This window comes from Nocardia sp. NPDC050175 (genome assembly GCF_044459885.1).
Lineage (GTDB): Bacteria > Actinomycetota > Actinomycetes > Mycobacteriales > Mycobacteriaceae > Nocardia.
In genome coordinates, this window is sequence record NZ_JBITJI010000005.1 from 261467 (window position 1) to 280553 (window position 19087).

A 19087-nucleotide genomic window follows, 5' to 3' on the forward strand; every position below is an offset into this window, starting at 1 on the left:
GACCCGATTCTATCGACAGAGAAGGCAAGAATGTCCCCTCAGCACAACCTCGTCCTGGTCACCGGAGCCACCGGCAAGCAGGGCGGCGCGACCGCCCGCAGGCTGCTCGCGGACGGCAGGGCGGTCCGGGCGCTGGTCCGCGATCCACACGCACCCGCCGCGCGAGCGCTGGCCGCAGCAGGCGCGGAACTAGCCGTCGGCGACTTCGACGCTCCCGAGACTCTGCCCGCCGCACTCTCCGGTGCCACAGCACTTTTCGCGGTACCACCAGCCGCCCACGGCCCGCAGGGCTGGGATGTGGAACTCGAAGCGCAACGCGGCGAGACACTCGTCGACGCCGCCCGGCGAGCCGGCGTCGAACAGATCGTCTTCACCGGCATCGCCTCGTTCAACGGCGACAACACCTGGGGTGCCAGCGGCAAGAGCCGCATCGAGGCAGCTATCGCCGCCAGCGGCACCCGCTACACGCTGCTGCGCCCGGTCCGCTTCATGGAGAACTACCTCATGCGTGGTTTCCCGGTCGATGGCATTATCGACGGCGTCCACCGGCACCTGTTCCCCGCCGATCGGCCGATGAAAGTCATTGCCCTGGCCGACATCGCCGACATCGCCGCCCTGGCCTTCGCCGACCCGGACCGCCTGCACGGCAAGACCCTGGAACTCGCAGGCGACGCACTCACGCCACGTACCGCAGCCGAAGCGATCACCAAAGCCACCGGCCACCCAGTCCGCTACCAGGAACTCGACGAGGCCGCCGCCGCCGAACTCGGCGACTCGATCGCGCACACCTGGCGCCTGATGCGCGCGACCGGCGGCTGGCGCGCCGACATCGCCGCCATCCGCGAAATCCACCCCGGCCTGCGCACCTTCGACACCTGGCTCACCGAAACCGGTGCCGCCCAGATCAAGTCGTTGCTGGACAGCGAACGAGCCAGCGCAGCACGCTGACGCCAGCCGCACGTGTTCCGGCTTCCCGCACCGAATTTCGCATGCGATTCTCGGCGCGGGAGATCAAAGATGGTGCGGCAGAGCTCACCCGGTGCGGCAGGTCAGCAGGTGTGCGGCTCAGCTGGCGGCGGCACCTACCGGGGCCGGGGCCACGTTCTGGCCGCGGAGGCGCTGGGAGATGACCTGGGTGATGCCGTCGCCGCGCATGCTCACGCCGTAGAGGGCGTCGGCGATCTCCATGGTCGGCTTCTGGTGGGTGATGACGATCAGCTGGCTCTTCTCGCGCAGCTGCTCGAACAGGCCGATCAGGCGGCGCAGGTTGGTGTCGTCGAGCGCGGCCTCGACCTCGTCCATCACGTAGAACGGGGACGGGCGAGCGCGGAAGATGGCCACCAGCAAGGCCACTGCGGTGAGCGACTTCTCGCCACCGGACAGCAGCGACAGCCGCTTGACCTTCTTGCCCGGCGGCCGTGCCTCCACCTCGATGCCGGTGGTGAGCATGTCGGACGGGTCGGTGAGGATCAGCCTGCCCTCGCCGCCGGGGAACAGCTTGGCGAACACGCCGACGAACTCACGCTCGACGTCCTCCCACGCCTCGGTGAACACCTGCAGGATCCGGGCGTCCACCTCGGCGACCACTTCCAGGAGGTCCTTGCGCGCGCTCTTGACGTCTTCGAGCTGGGTGGCCAGGAAGTTGTAGCGCTCCTCGAGCGCCGCGAACTCCTCCAGCGCAAGGGGATTCACCTTGCCGAGGGTGGTGAGGTCCTTCTCGGCGCGTTTGGCGCGGCGTTCCTGGGTCGGCCGGTCATACGGCATCGGCGCGGGCGCGGTGACCTGTTCGCCGCGCTCCTTGGCCTGCTCGTACTCCTGCCATTCCAGGTCGGTCGGCGGCAGCGGCACGTCCGGGCCGTACTCGGCGATCAGGTCGTTGAGGGCGATGCCGAACTGCTCGGAGATGGTCGTCTCCAGCTGTTCGATACGCAGTGCCGCTTGGGCTTTCGCCACTTCGTCGCGGTGCACCGCGTCGGTGAGCTGGGCCAGCTGGGTGGACAGCACGCGCACCCGCTCCTTGACCTGCTCGACCTGGGCGGCCGCTTCGCCGCGCCGGCGAACCAGGTCGTCGCGCCGGGTACCCGCCTCGGCGACAACCTTTTCCAGCTCCGCGGCGACGCGGGCGCCGGATTCGGCAACTGCCGCAGCGACTTCGGCGGCCTTTTTGCGTGAGGCCTGGGCGCGTTCGGCGCGGGCGCGGGTCTCGCGTTCGGCGCGCGCGGCCCGGCGCAGCGAATCCGCCTTGCCACGAACCGATTCCGCGCGTTCCTCGGCGGTGCGCACCGACAGTCGCGCCTCCACCTCCATCGAGCGGGCCTCGGCCAGCGCGGCGGCGGCCTCTTCGCGTTCGCGGCCCGCGGTCTCGGTGCCCGCGGAGGTGCCGTCGGAGTCGATTTCGGACTGTTCGAGTTCGGCATTGCGCAGCCGGTCCTCGATCTCGGCCAGCGAGGTGAGCGATTCCTCCCGGCTCGCTTCGGCTTCCGTGCGCTGGGCGAGCAGTCGCTCGCTGTCGGCCTGCGCGGTGCGGGCCGAGTGGCCGAGCCTGCCGAGCCGGTCGTAGATGGCGACCAGCGACTGATCGGATTCGTGCAGCGCGAGCAGCGCCTGGTCGACGGCGTCCTTGCGGTCGGCCTGTTCGGCGAGCGCGCCGGACAGTGCCGCCTCGAGTTCCTCGGCCCGGCGCTGCGCCGCGACGAGGTCGGTCTTCGCGCCATCGATGTCGGCCTGGATCTCCAGCTGGCTCGGCGCGCGGTCGGATCCGCCGAGGAGCCAACCGGTTCCGGTGAGATCGCCCTCGCGGGTGACCACCCGCAGGTCCGGGCGGGCTGCTACCACCGACCGGGCGGTAGCCAAGTCGTCGGCGACGGCGATACCGGCGGTCAGCGCTGTGATCGCGCCGCGCACGCTGTCCGGGCACTCGACCACATCGGCGAGCCAGCGCGCGGCACCGGGCAGCGGGCCGAGCTGTGGACGGCTGCCGCCCTCGGCACCGAATACCAATGCGACGCGGCCGCCATCGGCGTCTTTCAACGCGCGAATGGCGTCGTGCGCCGACTCACCGGTGTCCGCCGCGACGGCGTCCGCGAGCGGACCGAGCGCGGCAGCGACCGCGGCTTCGAACCCGCCGTGCACCCGCAACAGTCCGGACAGCGGTCCGAGCAGACCCTGCGATCGATGCTCGACCAGCCAGGCGGCACCGTCGCGGCGGGCGAGGCCCATGCCGAGCGCCTCGATCCGCGCCGACAGCGACGCGACCCGCTTGCTGGCCTCGCGGTCCTGTTCGCGCAGTTCGGTCACCCGCTGATCGGCCAGCGCGAGCGCCTGCGTCGCGTGCTCGTGCTGCGCGTCCAGGCCCGCCTCGCCGGCGTCCAGCTCGCTGAGTTCGGTCTGCACCGTGTCGAATTCGGCCTGCGCGGCCTCGCCGCGCTGCCGCGCGTCGGCGATCGACGTGGTCAGCCGGGCGATCTCGCCATCGAAAGACTGTGCCCTGGTGCGCAACGTGTCGACCTTGCCGACCAGTCTTGCCACGCCTTCGCGACGGTCCGCGATCGCGCGCACCGCGGCGAGGTGCGCCTGCTCGGCGGCCTTGGCGGCTTGCTCGCGTTCGCCCAGCGCGTCCCTGGCCGCTTCGAGGGTCTCGGTCGCGATCTCGACCGCCTCGCGCAGCTCGGCCTCCTCGGCCTCCACCCGCTCGGCCTCGGCCTCCAGCTGTTCCGGGTCACGCCCGCTGCCGACCGGAGTTTCGGTATCGAGATGACGGGCGCGATCCTGCGCGATCCGGATGGTCGCGTTGACCCGCTCCGCCAGCGCGGAGAGCTGGAACCAGATCTGCGCGGCGGCCTCGGCGCTCGGCGTCAGCCTGGACAGCTGGAATTCCTGCTGCGCCAGTGCGGCATTGGCGGCGTCGAGTTCGCTCTGTACGTTGATGTGCTGCTCGCGCGCGTAGGCTTCCTTGCTCTGCTGGCTCTCCAGTTCGCCGCGGCGGGTCACCAGGTCGTCGGCGGCCAGGCGCATGCGCGCGTCGCGCAGGTCGGCCTGCACGGTCTGCGCGCGGCGGGCCACCTCGGCCTGCCTGCCTAGCGGTTTGAGCTGGCGGCGCAGTTCGGTGGTGAGGTCGGTGAGGCGGGCCAGGTTGGCCTGCATGGCGTCCAGCTTGCGGACCGCCTTCTCTTTGCGCTTGCGGTGCTTGAGCACGCCCGCGGCCTCTTCGATGAACGCGCGCCGATCCTCCGGGCGCGATTCCAGAATGGCCGAGAGCTGGCCCTGCCCGACGATGACGTGCATCTCACGGCCGATGCCGGAGTCGCTGAGCAGTTCCTGCACATCCATCAGCCGGCAGGAGCTGCCGTTGATCTCGTATTCGCCCGCGCCGTCGCGGAACATCCGCCGGGTGATGGACACCTCGGCGTAGTCGATCGGCAGCGCGCCGTCGGAGTTGTCGATGGTGAGGGTGACCTCGGCGCGGCCGAGCGCGGCCCTGCCCGCGGTGCCCGCGAAGATCACGTCCTGCATCTTGCCGCCGCGCAGCGCCTTCGCGCCCTGCTCGCCCATCACCCAGGTCAACGCGTCGACCACATTGGACTTGCCGGATCCGTTCGGACCGACCACACAGGTGATACCGGGTTCCAACCGCAGCGTCGTCGCAGACGCGAAGGACTTGAAGCCCTTCAACGTCAGGCTCTTGAGATGCAAGTTCGACGACCTTTCCGTGTTGCATCGGCGACCTTCGCCGCCCCTCCGTGGTTACGCAAGCTGCCTCCTCCGGGCCGAACGCTCACGTCGCCGTGTTCGGTTGGCGGCCTTCGTCCGGTTCGGCACGCTGCCCGTCGCGCATGCCGCCGTGTTCTGCCTGGTCAGCAGACGCGGGCGACCAGCCATGGTATCCGTCGAGTGTCGAATACCCCCGACGCGGGACGGCGCGGGTGACCGTATGGTGCTTCGGCGATACACGTAGGTTATCGAGTCATCCCGCGATATCGCGTATTTCGATGTGCCCGAGGTTTGCCGGACGCGTCGTCCTACTGTCTACCGCACCGGATCCGGCGCGGCGACCGACGCGCCCACCACATGCAGGACGATAGCGCGCCAGCATAGGCCGCGCCGATGCCCGCAGGTAACGAACTAGAGACGTCAGCGGAACCTTTACACCAACAGACCGACGGACTCGCCGCACGCCCTGACGCCCGGCGACCTCGCCGCATACGATCCAGTCTGATTCGCCAGCGGGAATGTTTGGAGCGCCACAGGATGCCAGCCCCAGCCGGGACCAGTACGGCGTTCCGGCTTGCCCGAATCGCGGCGCTCGTGCTCGGCAGTCTGTTGTTTCTGTACGCGTGCGAGAACAGCAAGAGTGCCGTGCTGGCGGACAAGTGGGTCGAGGTCGCCATCTCCGGTGCGTTGTTGGCAGCCGGGCTCGGTGCGGCGTGGTTCGAGATCAAGTTGACCGACTATCGCGAGCAGGATGACGAGCTCGAGGCGGAGCGGGTCGAAAGCCGTAAGGACAGTGCGGGGATTCGCAGCGGCCACGCCAAAGGTCGTGCGGAAGTCCGTGGCGCAACGCATGGCCGCACGAGCAAGAGCCGATGGATTCCCGGCATACTCCGGGCCGATGACAGCGAACCGCTCGCCGACCGGTCCGGGACGCGGGAGTTCCTGGTCGAGTCCGAGGGTTGGTCGATGCGCGCGAAGATCGCCAGGTCCGGCGACCTCGTCTTCCACGGCCACGATCTGGGTGGCACCTATCCGCCCTACGAATGGATGTGGGTCTTCCACCCCGAAACCTTCCCCGACATCCGTACCGCCCTCGGTGATGACGAAGGTGAGATCCTCGAACTGCTCGAAGAGGTTGTCCCGCAACTGAATCGACATGGCAGGCACGACCCTGGTGCTTGGCTGCGCACCCACGACATCCCGGCGACCTACCGCGAGAAGGGCGTGAGCGCGACCCAGGAAACCCGCGAACTCCCGATCCAGCAGCCGGGCCTCCCCCGCCCGACACCTCGGCGTACGGAACCCGTTTCGGCACGGGCACACCGAAACGAGCTGCCGTCCAAGCGCTCCCGTCGCGAGCCGCGGAATGCCGCACCACTCGACGAAGAGTCGGCACCCATTCCGGCCACACCCGCACGCTCGCGGCGAGATCCGATCACATCCGGCAGGTCCCGATACGAGGACGTCGAACCTGCGCGGTCGCCGTACGACAAATCGGAACCGGCTCGCGCCCGGCGAGATCCCCTCGCGCCCTCCAGATCCCAGTACGAAGACGCCGAACCGGCGCAGTCCCCATACGACCCCCAAGAACCAGCACGCGCACGGCGAGATCCCCTCGCGCCCTCCAGATCCCAGTACGAAGACGCCGAACCGGCGCAGTCCCCATACGACGCTCCAGAACCAGCACGCGCATGGCGAGATCCCCTCGCGCCCTCCAGGGTCCAGTACGAGGAGGCCGAACCAGTCCGCTCATCGTTCGAGGAACCGGAAGCGGCACACGCGCAGTGGCGTTCCGCCGCACCCGTGCGCTTGCCGCGTGCGGAATTCGAACCCGCCCGGTCACCGTACGAGGACGCCGCCCCTCAGCCCGAGCCGGCACGCGCGCAGTGGCCTTCCGCCGTGCCCGCGCGCTCTCGTGAAGATTTCGGCCCCACACCGTACGAGGACTCGCCCCGATGGGGGGACGAGCCCGCACCCCACTACGAGGACCCCGCACCGCATTGGCCGGTCCGGGACGACAACGCACGGCCCCCACTCGAGCGGCGCAGGCGGTCACAGCCCGCGCAACCGGCAAACGACTGGTCCCGCGACGACGACGCACCCGCGCAGTCTCCTTACGAGGACCCGGCCGATGCCTGGGCGCGGCGCCGACGGCTCGATGCCATCCAGTCGCAACTGGAGCAACCCTCGCCTGCACCGGAGCAACCGTCACGGGCATACCGCAGGGAAACCGCACAGCCCCACTATGATTCACACCGCGGCGAACCGGATTTGCCGCTACAGCGCAGAGGCAGTTCGGCCGTGCCGCACGATTACGCGGAATCGGGCCGATACGAGCAACTTTCACCGCCCCGGCAACGACCCGCGCCGAACCCCGAACCGTCCTGGCCCGAGCGATCCATGCCACGCCAGCGGCAGGCGCCACCGGAACAGCCGCGCGACGATTACACCCGGCCATGGACCGACCAGCCCGACGAACCGCCCGCGCGCCGCCGCCGGTCGAGCCCGCCACCGAATTCAGCGGGCTCGGGCCGCCACGCGACATCGCAGAGTGCTACGCCACCTTGGCCTTAGGCCGAGTCGCGTCAGCTGATGCGACGTGCGCACCGACCGGACTCGAACCCGGTCAGCATCCGGAACACGAGCACGGCACCCCACGGCCCGATCACCCAGATCGGCCACGGATAGGTGAATTCGCCGACGCTCAACGAAATCGCGCCCCAGATAAACAGGACGAGCACACTCACACCGAGCCAGCTCGAGCCCTCGATCTTCTGCCAGATCGGAATCCGGGACCGCGAATCCACCTTTCCGGCAGACTCTTTCGGCAACTTGGGCAGATCCGACAACACCAGCTGCAGTTCGTCCGTGGTGGTGGTCGCGTACACCTGTGCGGTGCGCTGGTCGTACTCGGTGAGGTCGATCCGCCCATCGTCCAGGTGCCTGGCGAGCAGACGCACCACCTTCTCGCGTTCGGCGTTCGAGGCGCGGGTACCAGTCGAGATTTCCATCTGAGGTTCCTTGTCGACGGTTCCACCCTACATAGTGGAATATTCAGAACAATGCACCCTCCAATGTGGAATGTCAACCCTTTGCCGCCCGACCGGACCCGGCGCTGGTGTCACCACCCCGGGCGCGGCAGTATGGACGATGCTCAGCGCGCGGGCGGTCAGGGTTCGCGTCGACGAAAACTCCTAGGAGGCATAGGTGTCGGAAACCGTGCGCGGTGTCATCGCCCGTAGCAAGGGCGCGCCGGTCGAGATCGTCGACGTGGTGATCCCCGATCCCGGCGCCAACGACGTGGTCGTGCGGGTGCAGGCCTGCGGCGTCTGCCACACCGATCTGCACTACCGCGAGGGCGGCATCAACGACGAGTATCCGTTCCTGCTCGGGCACGAGGCCGCCGGGATCGTGGAGACCGTCGGCGCTGCCGTCACCCACGTCGCGGTCGGCGATTTCGTCATCCTGAACTGGCGGGCCGTGTGCGGTGAATGCCGGGCCTGTAAGCGCGGTCGGCCCTGGTACTGCTTCGCGAGCAACAACGCGAGCAAGAAGATGACGCTCACCGATGGCACCGAACTGAGCCCGGCGCTCGGCATCGGCGCCTTCGTCGACAAGACGCTGGTGCACGAAGGGCAGTGCACCAAGGTCGATCCCGCGGCCGATCCCGCGGTGGCCGGGCTGCTCGGCTGCGGCGTGATGGCGGGTATCGGCGCGGCGATGAACACCGGCAACGTGTCCCGTGGCGACACCGTCGCGGTGCTCGGCTGCGGTGGGGTCGGCGACGCGGCCATCGCCGGCGCGCGACTGGCCGGCGCGAAGACCATCATCGCGGTCGATCGGGACGCCCGAAAGCTGGCCTGGGCCACCGACTTCGGCGCGACCCACACCATCGACGCGACCAGTGAGGACGTGGTCGAGAAGATCCAGGAGTACACCGACGGCTTCGGCGCCGACGTCGTGATCGAGGCGGTCGGCCGGCCGGAAACCTGGAAGCAGGCGTTCTACGCCCGCGACCTGGCGGGCACCGTGGTCCTGGTCGGCGTCCCCACGCCGGACATGACCATCGAGATGCCGCTGATCGACCTGTTCTCCCGCGGCGGCGCGCTGAAGTCCTCCTGGTACGGCGACTGCCTGCCCGAACGCGACTTCCCCACGCTGATCGACCTGCATCTGCAGGGTCGTCTGCCGCTGGAACACTTTGTCACCGAACGCATTTCGCTCGACCAGGTGGAGGCTGCGTTCACCGCGATGCACGCGGGCGATGTGCTGCGCTCGGTGGTGGTCCTGTGAGGATCGACCGCGTCATCACCTCCGGCACCTTTTCCCTCGACGGCGGCACCTGGGACGTCGACAACAACGTCTGGCTCATCGGCGATGACCACGACGTCCTCGTCATCGATGCCGCGCACAACGCGGACGTGATCGCCGACGCCGTCGGCAACCGCAACGTCGTCGCCATCCTGTGCACCCATGGTCACAACGACCACGTCACCGTCGCACCGGAATTGAGCACCCGCCTCGACGCCCCCATCCTGCTGCACCCCGCCGACGAACCCCTCTGGCGAATGACCCACCCCGACGTCGACTACCGCTCCCTGGCCGACACCCCTCGAATCACCGTGTCCGACACCGACATCGACATCCTGCACACGCCCGGCCACTCCCCCGGCTCGGTCTCCCTGCACCTTCCCGAAGCAGCCGCCCTCTTCACCGGCGACACCCTGTTCTCCGGCGGCCCCGGCGCCACCGGCCGCTCCTACTCCGACTTCGACACCATCATCGCCTCCATCCGCGACCGCCTACTCACCCTCCCCGACGAAACAACAGTGCACACCGGCCACGGCGACGCCACCACCATCGGCACCGAAAAGCCTTCCCTCGCAGACTGGATCGCCCGCGGCCACTAACGGAGGCGCTACGCGCGGTCAGCCCACCCGCAGTTGCTCGTCGCCGAAGTCGGCGACGAGCTTCAGCACGCCGCCGAGGGCGGATACGTACCGGTCCAACACCTCTCGGGTGGACACCTCGCCCTGTTCGATCTGCGACACCCGCGCCACGGACACGCCCATGTGTTCCGCAACCTGTTTCTGGCTCAGGCCACGATGTTTGCGGAGTTCGGCAAGCCGCCAGCCACGGGCCCGGTCTTTCAGACGATCGACGCCCTCTTCGAAGGCCTCCGGCCCGCCCGCGGCGTCGATTGCGCGTTCGAGATGTCCGGTGTCGCGCCAGCGACGGTGGGTAGTCATCGGTGCACCTCCCCAACGTCCGCGATTCAAGGATTTCCTTAACAAGGATTGATCGAGCGAATGCGGTTGCAGGTTAGGGCGTTGGTCCGACAAGTGGGGCTGAACAGCAGCGACGGGGTACCGCCGGGGGTTAGCGGTCAGAGGATGGCGAAGGCTACTACTAGGCCGAGGGCGAAGTGGGCGGCGGCTACTACCAGGACTTCGGTGGTGTAGGTGTCGGCGTGCAGGGTGGCGCCGATGTCGATGCCGAGGGCCTTTTCGATGACGCGGACCGAGACTACCTGGGCGATGATGCCGACCAGGCCGAAGATGAGGGCGGCGATGAGGCCTTCGGAGAGTTTGCCGCCGGTGCCCACCGCGAGGATGGCGAGCACGACGATGAAGGCCATGCTGATCATGCCGGCGGCGGCGACGATGATGGCGTTGGGCTTGCCCTGGACGACCAGTGCGCGCAGCTTGCCGGGGGTGGTCAGGTCGATGGCGTAGAAGCCGACGAGCATCAGTACCAGGCCGATCAGGGCGTAGAGGATGATCGCTCCCACGCCCTCGCCGAGCGAGCTCCAGTACCCCGATTCGAGGGCGACTGTGGTCATCATGATCCTTCCGAGGCGGATTGGGCGATGCGGTGTGGGACGAAGGCGGAGCCGTCGTCGGTGATCAGTCCGGCGGTCTCGCGGATGCCGAGGCCCGCGGCGGTGTCGCCGACGATCCAGGCGCCGAGCACGGGCCGCATGTCGTCGAATTCCGGTAGCGGATCGAGCAATTGGTAGACGTAGCCCTCTTCGCCGTAGACGCCGCCGGTGGCGGTTTCCAGGCCCGCGCCGACGATGGTCATGTTGGCGCCCTCGCGGCCGAGCTTCGGCTTGCGGATGTATTCGGTGAGCTCGTTGGGCTGATCGAGGTAGGCGGGCAACAGATTCGGATGCCCGGGGTACATCTCCCACAGGATCGCGAGGATCGCCTTGTTGCTGAGCAACGTCTTCCACAACGGTTCGATCCACATGGTCTGCGGCAGGCTACCCACCACCCGCTTGCCGAAGTCGTCGTCCAAGGCCCATTCCCACGGATAGAGCTTGAAGATCGCCTCGATCGGCGCCTCGGCCAGATCGACGAAACGCGCCAGCTCCGTGTCGAATCCGACCTCTTCGATCGGCAACGCGATGGTGTCGAACCCGGCCTCGGCCGCGGTCTCCTGCATGTAGGCGGTGGTGACGTTGTCCTCACCGGTGGCGTCGGCCCCCGACCAGCTGAAGTGCAGCTGCGCGGTCGGCAGGATGTCACGCAGCTCGGTCCAGCGCTCGACGAGCTTCTCGTGCAACGAATTCCATTGATCACCGCCCGGGTACAGCGCGGTCAGCCAGTGCCACTGCACAATCGCCGCCTCCAGCAGCGACGTCGGCGTATCGGCGTTGTACTCCAGCAGTTTCGCCGGACGCCGCGCGTCGTAGCGCAGGTCGAACCGTCCATACACGTAAGGGTCATTGCGCCGCCAGGATTCGGCGATCGGCCCCCAACTCCATTCGGGCAGACCGAAATCCTTGAACCGCTCGGTCAGCACGACGTGCTCGACGGCGTCCAGGCACATCGAGTGCAGCAGCTCGACATCGGCTTCCAGCGCGAGGATTTCGTCCATCTCGAACTCGTAGTACACCGACTCGTCCCAGTACGGCCGTGGCCGACCGCTGGCATCGCGGCCGGGCACGCCGTAGACGAGGCCCTGGCTCTCGGTGATCTGCTGCCAATCCGGCCGCGGCGTACTGCGCACTCGCCGCACTACGAACCTCCGCCGGTGCTCTTGCTACCCAGTCCGCCGCGCTGAACTGTGGTGCCGCTCTTGGTCTTTATCTCCGCGCTCTTGGGTTTCACGGTGGTGCCACCGGTCGGCGGTTTGCCGATGGTCGGCGTGCCGCCGTAGTAGTAGCGGTACTGCGGGCCACCGCCGAGGAGGATCAGGCCGGGTCCGATGCCGCCGTCACTGACGAAGCCCTGACGCCCGTCGCCGCAATAGCGGTCGTCGACGACGATGTCCTGACCGTTCTCGGTCTTCACGCACGACGCGGTGACCTTGTCGGGCGCGGTGAACGCCCGATAGGCGAGGTATCCGCCACCGACCAGCGCCGCGACGCCGACGATCGCGACCCCGCCGATCATCACCCGCTTGCGCGTGCGCTTCTTGGCCGCACCCGCCGCGACGGCGGCCTGCTGTGCTTCCTCGGCTCGCTTGCGCGCCTTGTCCCTGGCTCGCGCCTCGGCCACCGTCGGCGGGCGCGGCTGGGTGATGCCGGGCTCCTGCCGCTGGACGCTGCCGCGGCGCGGTGGGACTTGTTGCGGTACAGACGATTCCGGAGCAGCGTTCGACGGTCCGGGAATCGGCGTCGAGCCCGGTTCGACAGGATTCGGAGTGCCGGTGCCGAAGGCGGCCGTATCACTCGGCCCTGGAGTACCACTCGGCCCTGGCGTGGTCGCCTCGTGCGCCCCGGACGTGCTCGACGGTTGCTCCGCCGCGGCGGCGGGTTCGTTCGGCTCGTTCCCCGGACGCTCGTCGCCGGGATTGTGCGTGCTCACTGTCGAGTCCTCGTCCTATCCCGGCCCACCACTACCGCTCCTCGAATCCGGTCAAATCACCCCGCGCGGGCTCCCAGCTTTCCACAACCAAGGTCACCCGACCAGGAGTATCACCGGAACGTAGCAGTTCGAGCAACCGCTCGCAGTCGTCTCGCGGCCCTTCCGCGACAACGTGCACCCGCCCGTCCCGCGCATTGGTCGCGTGCCCGGTCAACCCGAGCTCCAACGCACGCGACCGCGTCCACCAGCGGAATCCCACACCCTGGACGCGGCCGTGCACCCACGCGCTCAGCCGACATAGCTCAGCGGCTTCGCCCATCAGGCTTCGACATCGAAGGACAAAGTCACCTTCGTCCCCGCCTGCAAAGTCCGGCCCACTGTGCACGCCTTGTCGATGGCGCGCTGCACGGTAACCAGCAACCGCTCCCTCGCCTCCTGGTCCAATTCGCTGAGGTCCAGCTCGAACGTCTCGTCCAACTGCGGGTACAGCTCGTTCTCCCGATCCGCGTCACCGGACACCCGGATGGTCGCGTCGAAGGAGTCGCCCAGCTTGCGCGCGAGCGAGAAGTCCGCGCTCAGCCCCGAGCAACCGGCCAGCGCGATCTTCAGCAATTCACCGGGGGTGAAAGCGCCCGGCACGCCCTGTGAAGCGATCAATACCTCGCCGCCGCGCGAACTGCGCCCGGTGTACGCCCGCGTCCCGGTGCGCTCGACCCATAGTTCGGTCGGTTGTGTTGCCGCAGTCGCGGGTGTCTGTTCAGCCATGCGCTCGATCCTGCCAGCTCCCCCGCCTCTCCGAGTCTTCAGGCCAGACTCGTGTGCCACTCGAGTTTCGTTGGCGACCGGCGGCAGGAGACAGGTCGAGTCAGCCCGTCCCCGACGAGTTACCCATCTCCTTGCGATATCAGTTGTCCTGTCTTATCTCCGAGCTCACTCCTGGAATCGGTAACCCATCCCCGCCTCGGTCAGCAGGTGCTTGGGGTGCGACGGATCGTCCTCGAGTTTGCGCCGCAACTGCGCCAAATACACGCGCAGGTAATGGGTTTCGGTCGCATATGACGGCCCCCATACCTCGCGCAGCAGCTCCTTGCGCCCAACCAGTTTGCCCTTGTTGCGCACCAGCATCTCGAGCATGCCCCACTCGGTCGGCGTGAGATGCACTGTCTCGTCGTTCTTGGTCACCTTCTTGGCGGCGAGGTCGACGGTGAACGACGAGGTCACCACCACCGGATCGGAGGAGTCGGTGTCGGCGGCGCCGCGCCGGACCGCGGCGCGCAGCCTGGCCAGCAGCTCGTCCATGCCGAACGGCTTGGTGACGTAGTCGTCGGCGCCGGCGTCCAGCGCCTCGACCTTGTCCGCCGAATCGGTGCGCGCGGAGAGCACGATCACCGGCGCCGAGGTCCAGCCGCGCAACCCGGCGAGCACCTCGATGCCGTCGATATCGGGCAGCCCGAGATCGAGGATCACTACGTCGGGGTGCTTGTCGGCGGCCGCACGCAGCGCGGCACCGCCGGTCCCCGCGGTGATCACCTCGTAGCCGCGGACGGACAGGTTGATCCGCAGCGCGCGCACGATCTGCGGTTCGTCGTCGACCACCAGCACCTTGATCGCCGGGGCATCCTGTTTCTTGTCGGTCATCACGGCTTCCTGTGTGGTCCGGGGCTGCGGTGCTCCCACTGTCGATGTACTCATCATCAGCTGCTCGCTTCCGTTTCGTCGGCAGGCAGGTCCACGATCATGGTCAATCCTCCGCCAGGGGTCGGTTCGGCGTGCACGGTGCCGCCCATCGCCTCGACGAAACCGCGCACCACCGAGAGGCCGAGCCCGACGCCGGTGGTGTTGTCACGGTCGCCGAGCCGCTGGAACGGCTCGAACAATTGTTCCTCGGTGCCCTGCGGCACGCCGGGACCGACATCCACCACTGCGATTGATACGCGGTCACCTTCGCGTTCGGCGGTGACCCGCACCGGCGTGTCGCGCGTCGCGTGCCGCAGCGCGTTGTCGATCAGGTTGGCCACCACCCGTTCCAGCAGCCCGGCGTCCGCGCGCACGGAGACGTCGCCGACCTCCACCTTCACCCGATCCATCGCCGCGCGCCGCAGTCCGCGTGCGCCCATGCCGACGCTGACCAGCGCCTGATGCACCACCTCATCCATGTACACCCGCTGCAGCTGCGGTTTCACCACGCCGACGGCCAGCCGGGACGAGTCGAGCAGATTGCCGACGAGAGCGGTCAGCTGATCCACCGATTCCTCGATGGTTTCCAGCAATTCGGTGGTGTCCTCGGCGGAGAACTCGATGTCGTCGCTGCGCAGGCTGGACACTGCGGCCTTGGCCCCGGCCAGCGGCGTGCGCAGGTCGTGACTGACCGCGGAGAGCAACGCCCGGCGCAACCGGTCGGCCTCGAGCAACGCCGCGGCGGCGCTGGCCTCCTCGGCGAGCCTGGATTGCCGCACCAGCCCGGCCGCCTGGTTGGCGACCGCGTTGAGCACAGGTCGGTCGGCGGCGGCCAACGGACGTCCGGCCAGCAGCAGCCAGCTCGACGCGTCGCCCGCCTGAATCGCGGTGTCGGCGTCGGCGGCGCGCTGCGGCGGAGTGGTGCCCACCGCGGCGACCACGTGCTCACCGCACTGCATGCTGACCGCACGCAAGCCATAGGTCTCCCGGACCTGCTCGAGCAGATTCGGCAGATCCGCGCCGTGCAGCACGGCACCGGCGAACAACGTCAGCAACTCGGCCTCCTGTGAGGCCCGCCGCGCCTGCCGGGTCTGCCTGGCGGCCACGTCGACCAGTGCCGCCACCGCGACCGCGACGAACAGCAACACCACCACCGTGACGAAGCTGTCCGGCGCGGCGATGGTCAGGCTGTAGCGCGGATCGGCGAAGAACCAGTTGAGCAGCAGCCCGGACAGCAGCGCCGAAAAGGCCGCGGGCACAACACCACCGAGCAACGCGACGGCGACGACGCCGATGAAGAACACCGCGCTGAGACCGCCGAGCTGCAGGTAGCCGTCAAGGAATGCGGAGCTGATCCCGCACACCGCCAGCGGCACCAGAATGGCGGCGAGCCAGGCCCGGATCGGCTGGCGCGGCATGAGCGAATACCGGCGCAGACCACGGTGGGCTTCCTCGTGCGTCACCATGTGCACGTCGATCTTGCCCGACTGCTGCACCACGCTGGAGCCGATGCCCTCGTCGAGCATCCTGGCCCACCTGGACCGCCGCGAGGTACCGAGCACCAGCTGCGTCGCGTTCACCTCGCGGGCGAAATCCAGCAGCGCGGTCGGCACATTGTCACCGGTGACCGTATGCAGCGAGGCATCCAGGCTGGCGGCGAGTTCACGCAATCGGACCAGCCGTTCGGTGGAGACTCCGACCAGCCCGTCGCCGCGCACGACGTGCACCAGGACGAGTTCAGCGCTGGCCTTGCTCGCGATGCGACTGGCCCGGCGCACCACCGTCTCCGATTCCGGCCCGCCGGTCACCGCGACGACGACCCGCTCGCGCGCCTCCCACAGGTCGGTGATCTTGTGGTCGGCCCGGTACTTCGACAACGCGGCGTCGACCTGATCGGCCAACCACAGCAGCGCCAATTCCCTTAGCGCGGTGAGATTTCCGGGCCGGAAGTAGTTGCGCAGCGCGGCATCCACCTTGTCGGCCGCGTACACGTTGCCGTGGGACAGCCTGCGCCGCAACGCTTCCGGGGTGAGGTCGACCAGTTCGACCTGATCCGCGCCGCGCACCACCGCATCCGGCACGGTCTCGCGCTGCTGGATGCCGGTGATCTGCTCGACGACATCGTTGAGGCTTTCCAGGTGCTGCACGTTGACCGTGGAGATCACGTCGATGCCCGCATCAAGGAGTTCTTCGACGTCTTGCCAACGCTTTTCGTGCTTGCCGCCCGGCGCGTTGGTGTGCGCCAACTCGTCGACCAGCGCCACGGCCGGATGGCGGCGCAGCACCGCGTCGACGTCGAGCTCGGACAGCTCGGCACCGCGGTACTCCACCACCTTGGGCGGAATCCGCTCGATGCCCTCCAGCAGGGCGGCGGTCTTGGTCCGCCCGTGTGTTTCGACCACCGCAGCCACCACGTCGCGGCCGCGCTCGAGCCGTCGGTGTGCCTCGCCGAGCATGGCGTAGGTCTTGCCGACTCCCGGCGCGGCGCCGAGGTAGATGCGGAGTTGTCCGCGTTTCACTCGTCCATCATTGCGCGTCGTGGTCGCTGAACCCAGCACCACGTGAACACCACGGCGCGCTGCTGCTCAAGCATCGAACGGTCCAGGCCCGATGCCGGGCCAGGTGCGTCTGTCGTTGTCGACGACCACTCTCTGTACGTGCCTGCCCGCACCCCGTGCCCCCAGCGCGCGAATGAACAGCGCGCAGCACACGAACCCGACGATGACGGCGATGGTGACAGCCGACAATTTCGATCCTCTCTTACGACCAATGCGAACAACCGGTTGCGCTGGAGTGGTCCGCCTGGCCGGCCCTCAACTACTACCCGTCCATCTAGAGATCGCGCCGATCTTTACGGTGTGTTGACGGTGTTGCCGCGCGCTTTGACGGCATCCTTTCAGCTATCCGGAGCCGGGTGTAAACGAAGCGCAAAGGCAAGCATTTGTCGCGCTAAGGAGTCGTAAGGAACCTCGGCACGGGCCTGATCGAAGACTTGACTCGCCTGGGCGCGCTCCACAACAGGAGCGCTGTGATGGAGGTTGGTTAAACATGTCTGTCGTGGTGTTCACGGTGCTCACCGTGGCGATCTTCGCCCTGCTGGGCCTGATCCAGCGAGGGGTGGAGAAGCTGTGATCGCGAACCTGATCGGTTTGGTTCTCGCCATCTCCGTTGCGATCTACATGGTCGCGGCGCTGCTTTTCCCCGAGAGGTTCTAGGTGAACACGACCACAGCGGGGATCGCCTTCGCGGCCTCCCTGATCATCGCGCTTGCCCTGGTGCATGTGCCGCTCGGCGACTACATGTTCCGGGTCTACAACAACACCAAGCACTCCCGCGCCGAGCGCGTCCTCTACAAGGCCATCGGCGTGCAGCCCGAGGTCGAGCAGACCTGGGGCGTGTATGCCCGCAGTGTGCTGGCGTTCTCCGGAGTCAGCATTCTGTTCCTGTTCTTCCTGCAACTGGTCCAGGGCAAGCTGCCGCTGCACCTGAACGACCCCGGCACCGAGATGACTCCGGCGCTGGCCTGGAACACCGCGGTGAGCTTCGTCACGAATACGAACTGGCAGAACTACTCCGGTGAATCCACTCAAGGCCATCTCGTGCAGATGGCCGGGCTCGCGGTGCAGAACTTCGTTTCCGCGGCCGTGGGTATGGCCGTCGCGGTCGCGCTGGTGCGCGGCTTCGCCCGCCGCCACACCGGCGATCTCGGCAACTTCTGGGTGGACCTGGTGAGGGGTACCATCCGGATCCTGCTGCCGATCGCTTTCGTGTTCGCGATCGTGCTGGTCGCCGGTGGTGTGATTCAGAACTTCCACCTGCACGACCAGGTCGCGCAGACACTGAACGGCACCGAGCAGACGATTACCGGCGGGCCGGTGGCCAGCCAGGAGGTGATCAAGGAGCTCGGCACCAACGGCGGCGGTTTCTACAACGCGAACTCCGCGCACCCGTTCGAGAACCCCACCACCTGGACCAACTGGCTCGAGATCTTCCTGCTGCTGGTGGTCAGCTTCTCGCTGCCGCGCACCTTCGGCCGGATGGTCGGCAGCAAGAAGCAGGGCGTCGCCATCGTCGCCGTGATGGGCACCATCGCGATCATCAGCGTGACGTTGAGCAACATCTTCCAGCTGGCGCACCACGGCACCGTGCCCACCGCGATCGGCGCGTCCCTGGAGGGCGTCGAAACCCGTTTCGGTGTAGCCGATTCGGCGACCTTCTCCGGTGCGACCACGCTGACGTCCACCGGTGCCGTCGACTCGTTCCACGACTCCTACACCAGCCTCGGCGGCATGATGACCATGTTCAACATGCAGCTCGGCGAAGTCGCACCGGGCGGAACGGGTTCGGGCCTCTACGGCATGCTCATCCTCGCGGTGATCACCGTGTTCGTCGCGGGCCTGATGGTCGGGCGCACACCGGAATACCTCGGCAAGAAGATCACCCCACGCGAGATCAAGCTCGCCGCTTCCTATTTCCTGGTCAGCCCGCTGATCGTGTTGATAGGCACCGCGATTGCGATGGCTATGCCGGGACAACGCGCCGGAATGGCCAACTCCGGGCCGCACGGGCTCTCGGAAGTGTTGTACGCCTTCACCTCCGCGGCGAACAACAACGGCTCCGCGTTCGCGGGTCTATCCGGCAATACCGAGTGGTACAACACCGCACTCGGCCTCGCGATGGTCTTCGGCCGGTTCCTGCCGATCATCTTCGCGCTCGCGCTCGCTGGTTCGCTGGCCAAGCAGGGCCACACCCCCGAGTCGATCGGCACGCTACCGACGCACCGGCCGCAATTCATCGGCATGGTCGTCGGCACCACGGTAATCCTGGTCGCGCTCACCTTCCTGCCCGCACTCGCGCTCGGGCCGCTCGCCGAAGGAATCCACTGA

17 protein-coding genes are annotated in these 19087 nt (G+C 67.7%); 6 read left to right on the top strand and 11 right to left on the bottom strand.

What is annotated here, in order from left to right:
* Positions 1-30 precede the first annotated feature (30 nt).
* Positions 31-948, top strand: a complete 918-nt coding sequence (locus tag ACIBK2_RS18990) for an NmrA family NAD(P)-binding protein (protein ID WP_396968836.1) — start codon at positions 31-33, stop codon at positions 946-948.
* 117 nt (positions 949-1065) lie between these two features.
* On the opposite strand, the gene smc is transcribed toward ACIBK2_RS18990, so the two are convergent.
* Positions 1066-4692 carry a chromosome segregation protein SMC gene (gene smc, locus ACIBK2_RS18995; protein ID WP_396968837.1) on the bottom strand — a complete coding sequence of 1209 codons (3627 nt, stop codon included), beginning with the start codon at positions 4690-4692 and terminating at the stop codon, positions 1066-1068.
* 555 nt (positions 4693-5247) lie between these two features.
* Here smc and ACIBK2_RS19000 point away from each other — a divergent pair.
* Positions 5248-7284: a hypothetical protein gene (locus ACIBK2_RS19000; protein ID WP_396968838.1), complete on the top strand. Its 2037-nt coding sequence runs from the start codon at positions 5248-5250 to the stop codon at positions 7282-7284.
* 11 nt (positions 7285-7295) lie between these two features.
* Here the strand turns inward: ACIBK2_RS19000 and ACIBK2_RS19005 are convergent, their stop codons facing one another.
* Positions 7296-7721 (bottom strand): DUF1707 domain-containing protein, encoded by a 426-nt coding sequence (locus ACIBK2_RS19005; protein WP_396968839.1) that lies wholly within the window; start codon positions 7719-7721, stop codon positions 7296-7298.
* Between the two features lie 196 nt (positions 7722-7917).
* Here ACIBK2_RS19005 and ACIBK2_RS19010 point away from each other — a divergent pair, with 196 nt between their 5' ends.
* Together ACIBK2_RS19010 and ACIBK2_RS19015 are read left to right on the top strand one after the other, a co-directional pair.
* Positions 7918-9003, top strand: a complete 1086-nt coding sequence (locus ACIBK2_RS19010) for an S-(hydroxymethyl)mycothiol dehydrogenase (protein ID WP_396968840.1) — start codon at positions 7918-7920, stop codon at positions 9001-9003.
* A complete protein-coding gene (locus ACIBK2_RS19015) occupies positions 9000-9620 on the top strand; it encodes an MBL fold metallo-hydrolase (RefSeq protein ID WP_396968841.1) in 621 nt (206 codons plus the stop codon). Before ACIBK2_RS19010 ends, ACIBK2_RS19015 begins: the two co-directional genes overlap by 4 nt.
* Before the next feature lie 18 nt (positions 9621-9638).
* Here the strand turns inward: ACIBK2_RS19015 and ACIBK2_RS19020 are convergent, their stop codons facing one another.
* The 9 genes from ACIBK2_RS19020 to ACIBK2_RS19060 all read right to left on the bottom strand — a co-directional run bounded on the left by ACIBK2_RS19020 (position 9639) and on the right by ACIBK2_RS19060 (position 16948).
* Positions 9639-9959, bottom strand: coding sequence for a helix-turn-helix domain-containing protein (locus ACIBK2_RS19020; RefSeq protein WP_396968842.1), 321 nt, complete (start codon positions 9957-9959; stop codon positions 9639-9641).
* Positions 9960-10096: 137 nt separating this feature from the next.
* Positions 10097-10552 carry a DUF350 domain-containing protein gene (locus ACIBK2_RS19025; RefSeq protein WP_396968843.1) on the bottom strand — a complete coding sequence of 152 codons (456 nt, stop codon included), beginning with the start codon at positions 10550-10552 and terminating at the stop codon, positions 10097-10099.
* Positions 10552-11733, bottom strand: coding sequence for a glutathionylspermidine synthase family protein (locus ACIBK2_RS19030; RefSeq protein ID WP_396968844.1), 1182 nt, complete (start codon positions 11731-11733; stop codon positions 10552-10554). Before ACIBK2_RS19030 ends, ACIBK2_RS19025 begins: the two co-directional genes overlap by 1 nt.
* A complete protein-coding gene (locus ACIBK2_RS19035) occupies positions 11733-12524 on the bottom strand; it encodes a hypothetical protein (RefSeq protein ID WP_396968845.1) in 792 nt (263 codons plus the stop codon). Before ACIBK2_RS19035 ends, ACIBK2_RS19030 begins: the two co-directional genes overlap by 1 nt.
* A 31-nt stretch (positions 12525-12555) precedes the next feature.
* A complete protein-coding gene (locus ACIBK2_RS19040) occupies positions 12556-12843 on the bottom strand; it encodes an acylphosphatase (protein WP_396968846.1) in 288 nt (95 codons plus the stop codon).
* Positions 12843-13289 (bottom strand): OsmC family protein, encoded by a 447-nt coding sequence (locus ACIBK2_RS19045; protein ID WP_396968847.1) that lies wholly within the window; start codon positions 13287-13289, stop codon positions 12843-12845. Before ACIBK2_RS19045 ends, ACIBK2_RS19040 begins: the two co-directional genes overlap by 1 nt.
* Before the next feature lie 165 nt (positions 13290-13454).
* On the bottom strand, positions 13455-14162 hold the full coding sequence (locus tag ACIBK2_RS19050; protein ID WP_150405534.1) for a response regulator: 708 nt from the start codon (positions 14160-14162) through the stop codon (positions 13455-13457).
* A gap of 56 nt (positions 14163-14218) precedes the next feature.
* A complete protein-coding gene (locus tag ACIBK2_RS19055; RefSeq protein WP_396968848.1) occupies positions 14219-16720 on the bottom strand; it encodes an ATP-binding protein in 2502 nt (833 codons plus the stop codon).
* A 66-nt stretch (positions 16721-16786) separates the two neighbouring features.
* Positions 16787-16948, bottom strand: a complete 162-nt coding sequence (locus ACIBK2_RS19060) for a hypothetical protein (RefSeq protein WP_396968849.1) — start codon at positions 16946-16948, stop codon at positions 16787-16789.
* Positions 16949-17329: 381 nt separating this feature from the next.
* On the opposite strand from ACIBK2_RS19060, the gene ACIBK2_RS19065 reads away from it, so the two are divergent.
* Both ACIBK2_RS19065 and kdpA read left to right on the top strand, forming a co-directional pair.
* Positions 17330-17416: a potassium-transporting ATPase subunit F gene (locus ACIBK2_RS19065; protein WP_357379335.1), complete on the top strand. Its 87-nt coding sequence runs from the start codon at positions 17330-17332 to the stop codon at positions 17414-17416.
* Positions 17417-19087 (top strand): potassium-transporting ATPase subunit KdpA, encoded by a 1671-nt coding sequence (gene kdpA, locus ACIBK2_RS19070; protein ID WP_396968850.1) that lies wholly within the window; start codon positions 17417-17419, stop codon positions 19085-19087.

Excerpts from the sequence above, each read along its gene's own strand:
- ACIBK2_RS19020 (WP_396968842.1), bottom strand. The coding sequence starts at position 9,959 with ATGACTACCCACCGTCGCTGGCGCGACACCGGACATCTCGAACGCGCA.
- ACIBK2_RS19050 (WP_150405534.1), bottom strand. The coding sequence starts at position 14,162 with ATGACCGACAAGAAACAGGATGCCCCGGCGATCAAGGTGCTGGTGGTC.
- ACIBK2_RS18990 (WP_396968836.1), top strand. The coding sequence starts at position 31 with ATGTCCCCTCAGCACAACCTCGTCCTGGTCACCGGAGCCACCGGCAAG.
- ACIBK2_RS19040 (WP_396968846.1), bottom strand. The coding sequence starts at position 12,843 with ATGGGCGAAGCCGCTGAGCTATGTCGGCTGAGCGCGTGGGTGCACGGC.
- ACIBK2_RS19045 (WP_396968847.1), bottom strand. The coding sequence starts at position 13,289 with ATGGCTGAACAGACACCCGCGACTGCGGCAACACAACCGACCGAACTA.
- ACIBK2_RS19000 (WP_396968838.1), top strand. The coding sequence starts at position 5,248 with ATGCCAGCCCCAGCCGGGACCAGTACGGCGTTCCGGCTTGCCCGAATC.
- ACIBK2_RS19005 (WP_396968839.1), bottom strand. The coding sequence starts at position 7,721 with ATGGAAATCTCGACTGGTACCCGCGCCTCGAACGCCGAACGCGAGAAG.
- ACIBK2_RS19025 (WP_396968843.1), bottom strand. The coding sequence starts at position 10,552 with ATGACCACAGTCGCCCTCGAATCGGGGTACTGGAGCTCGCTCGGCGAG.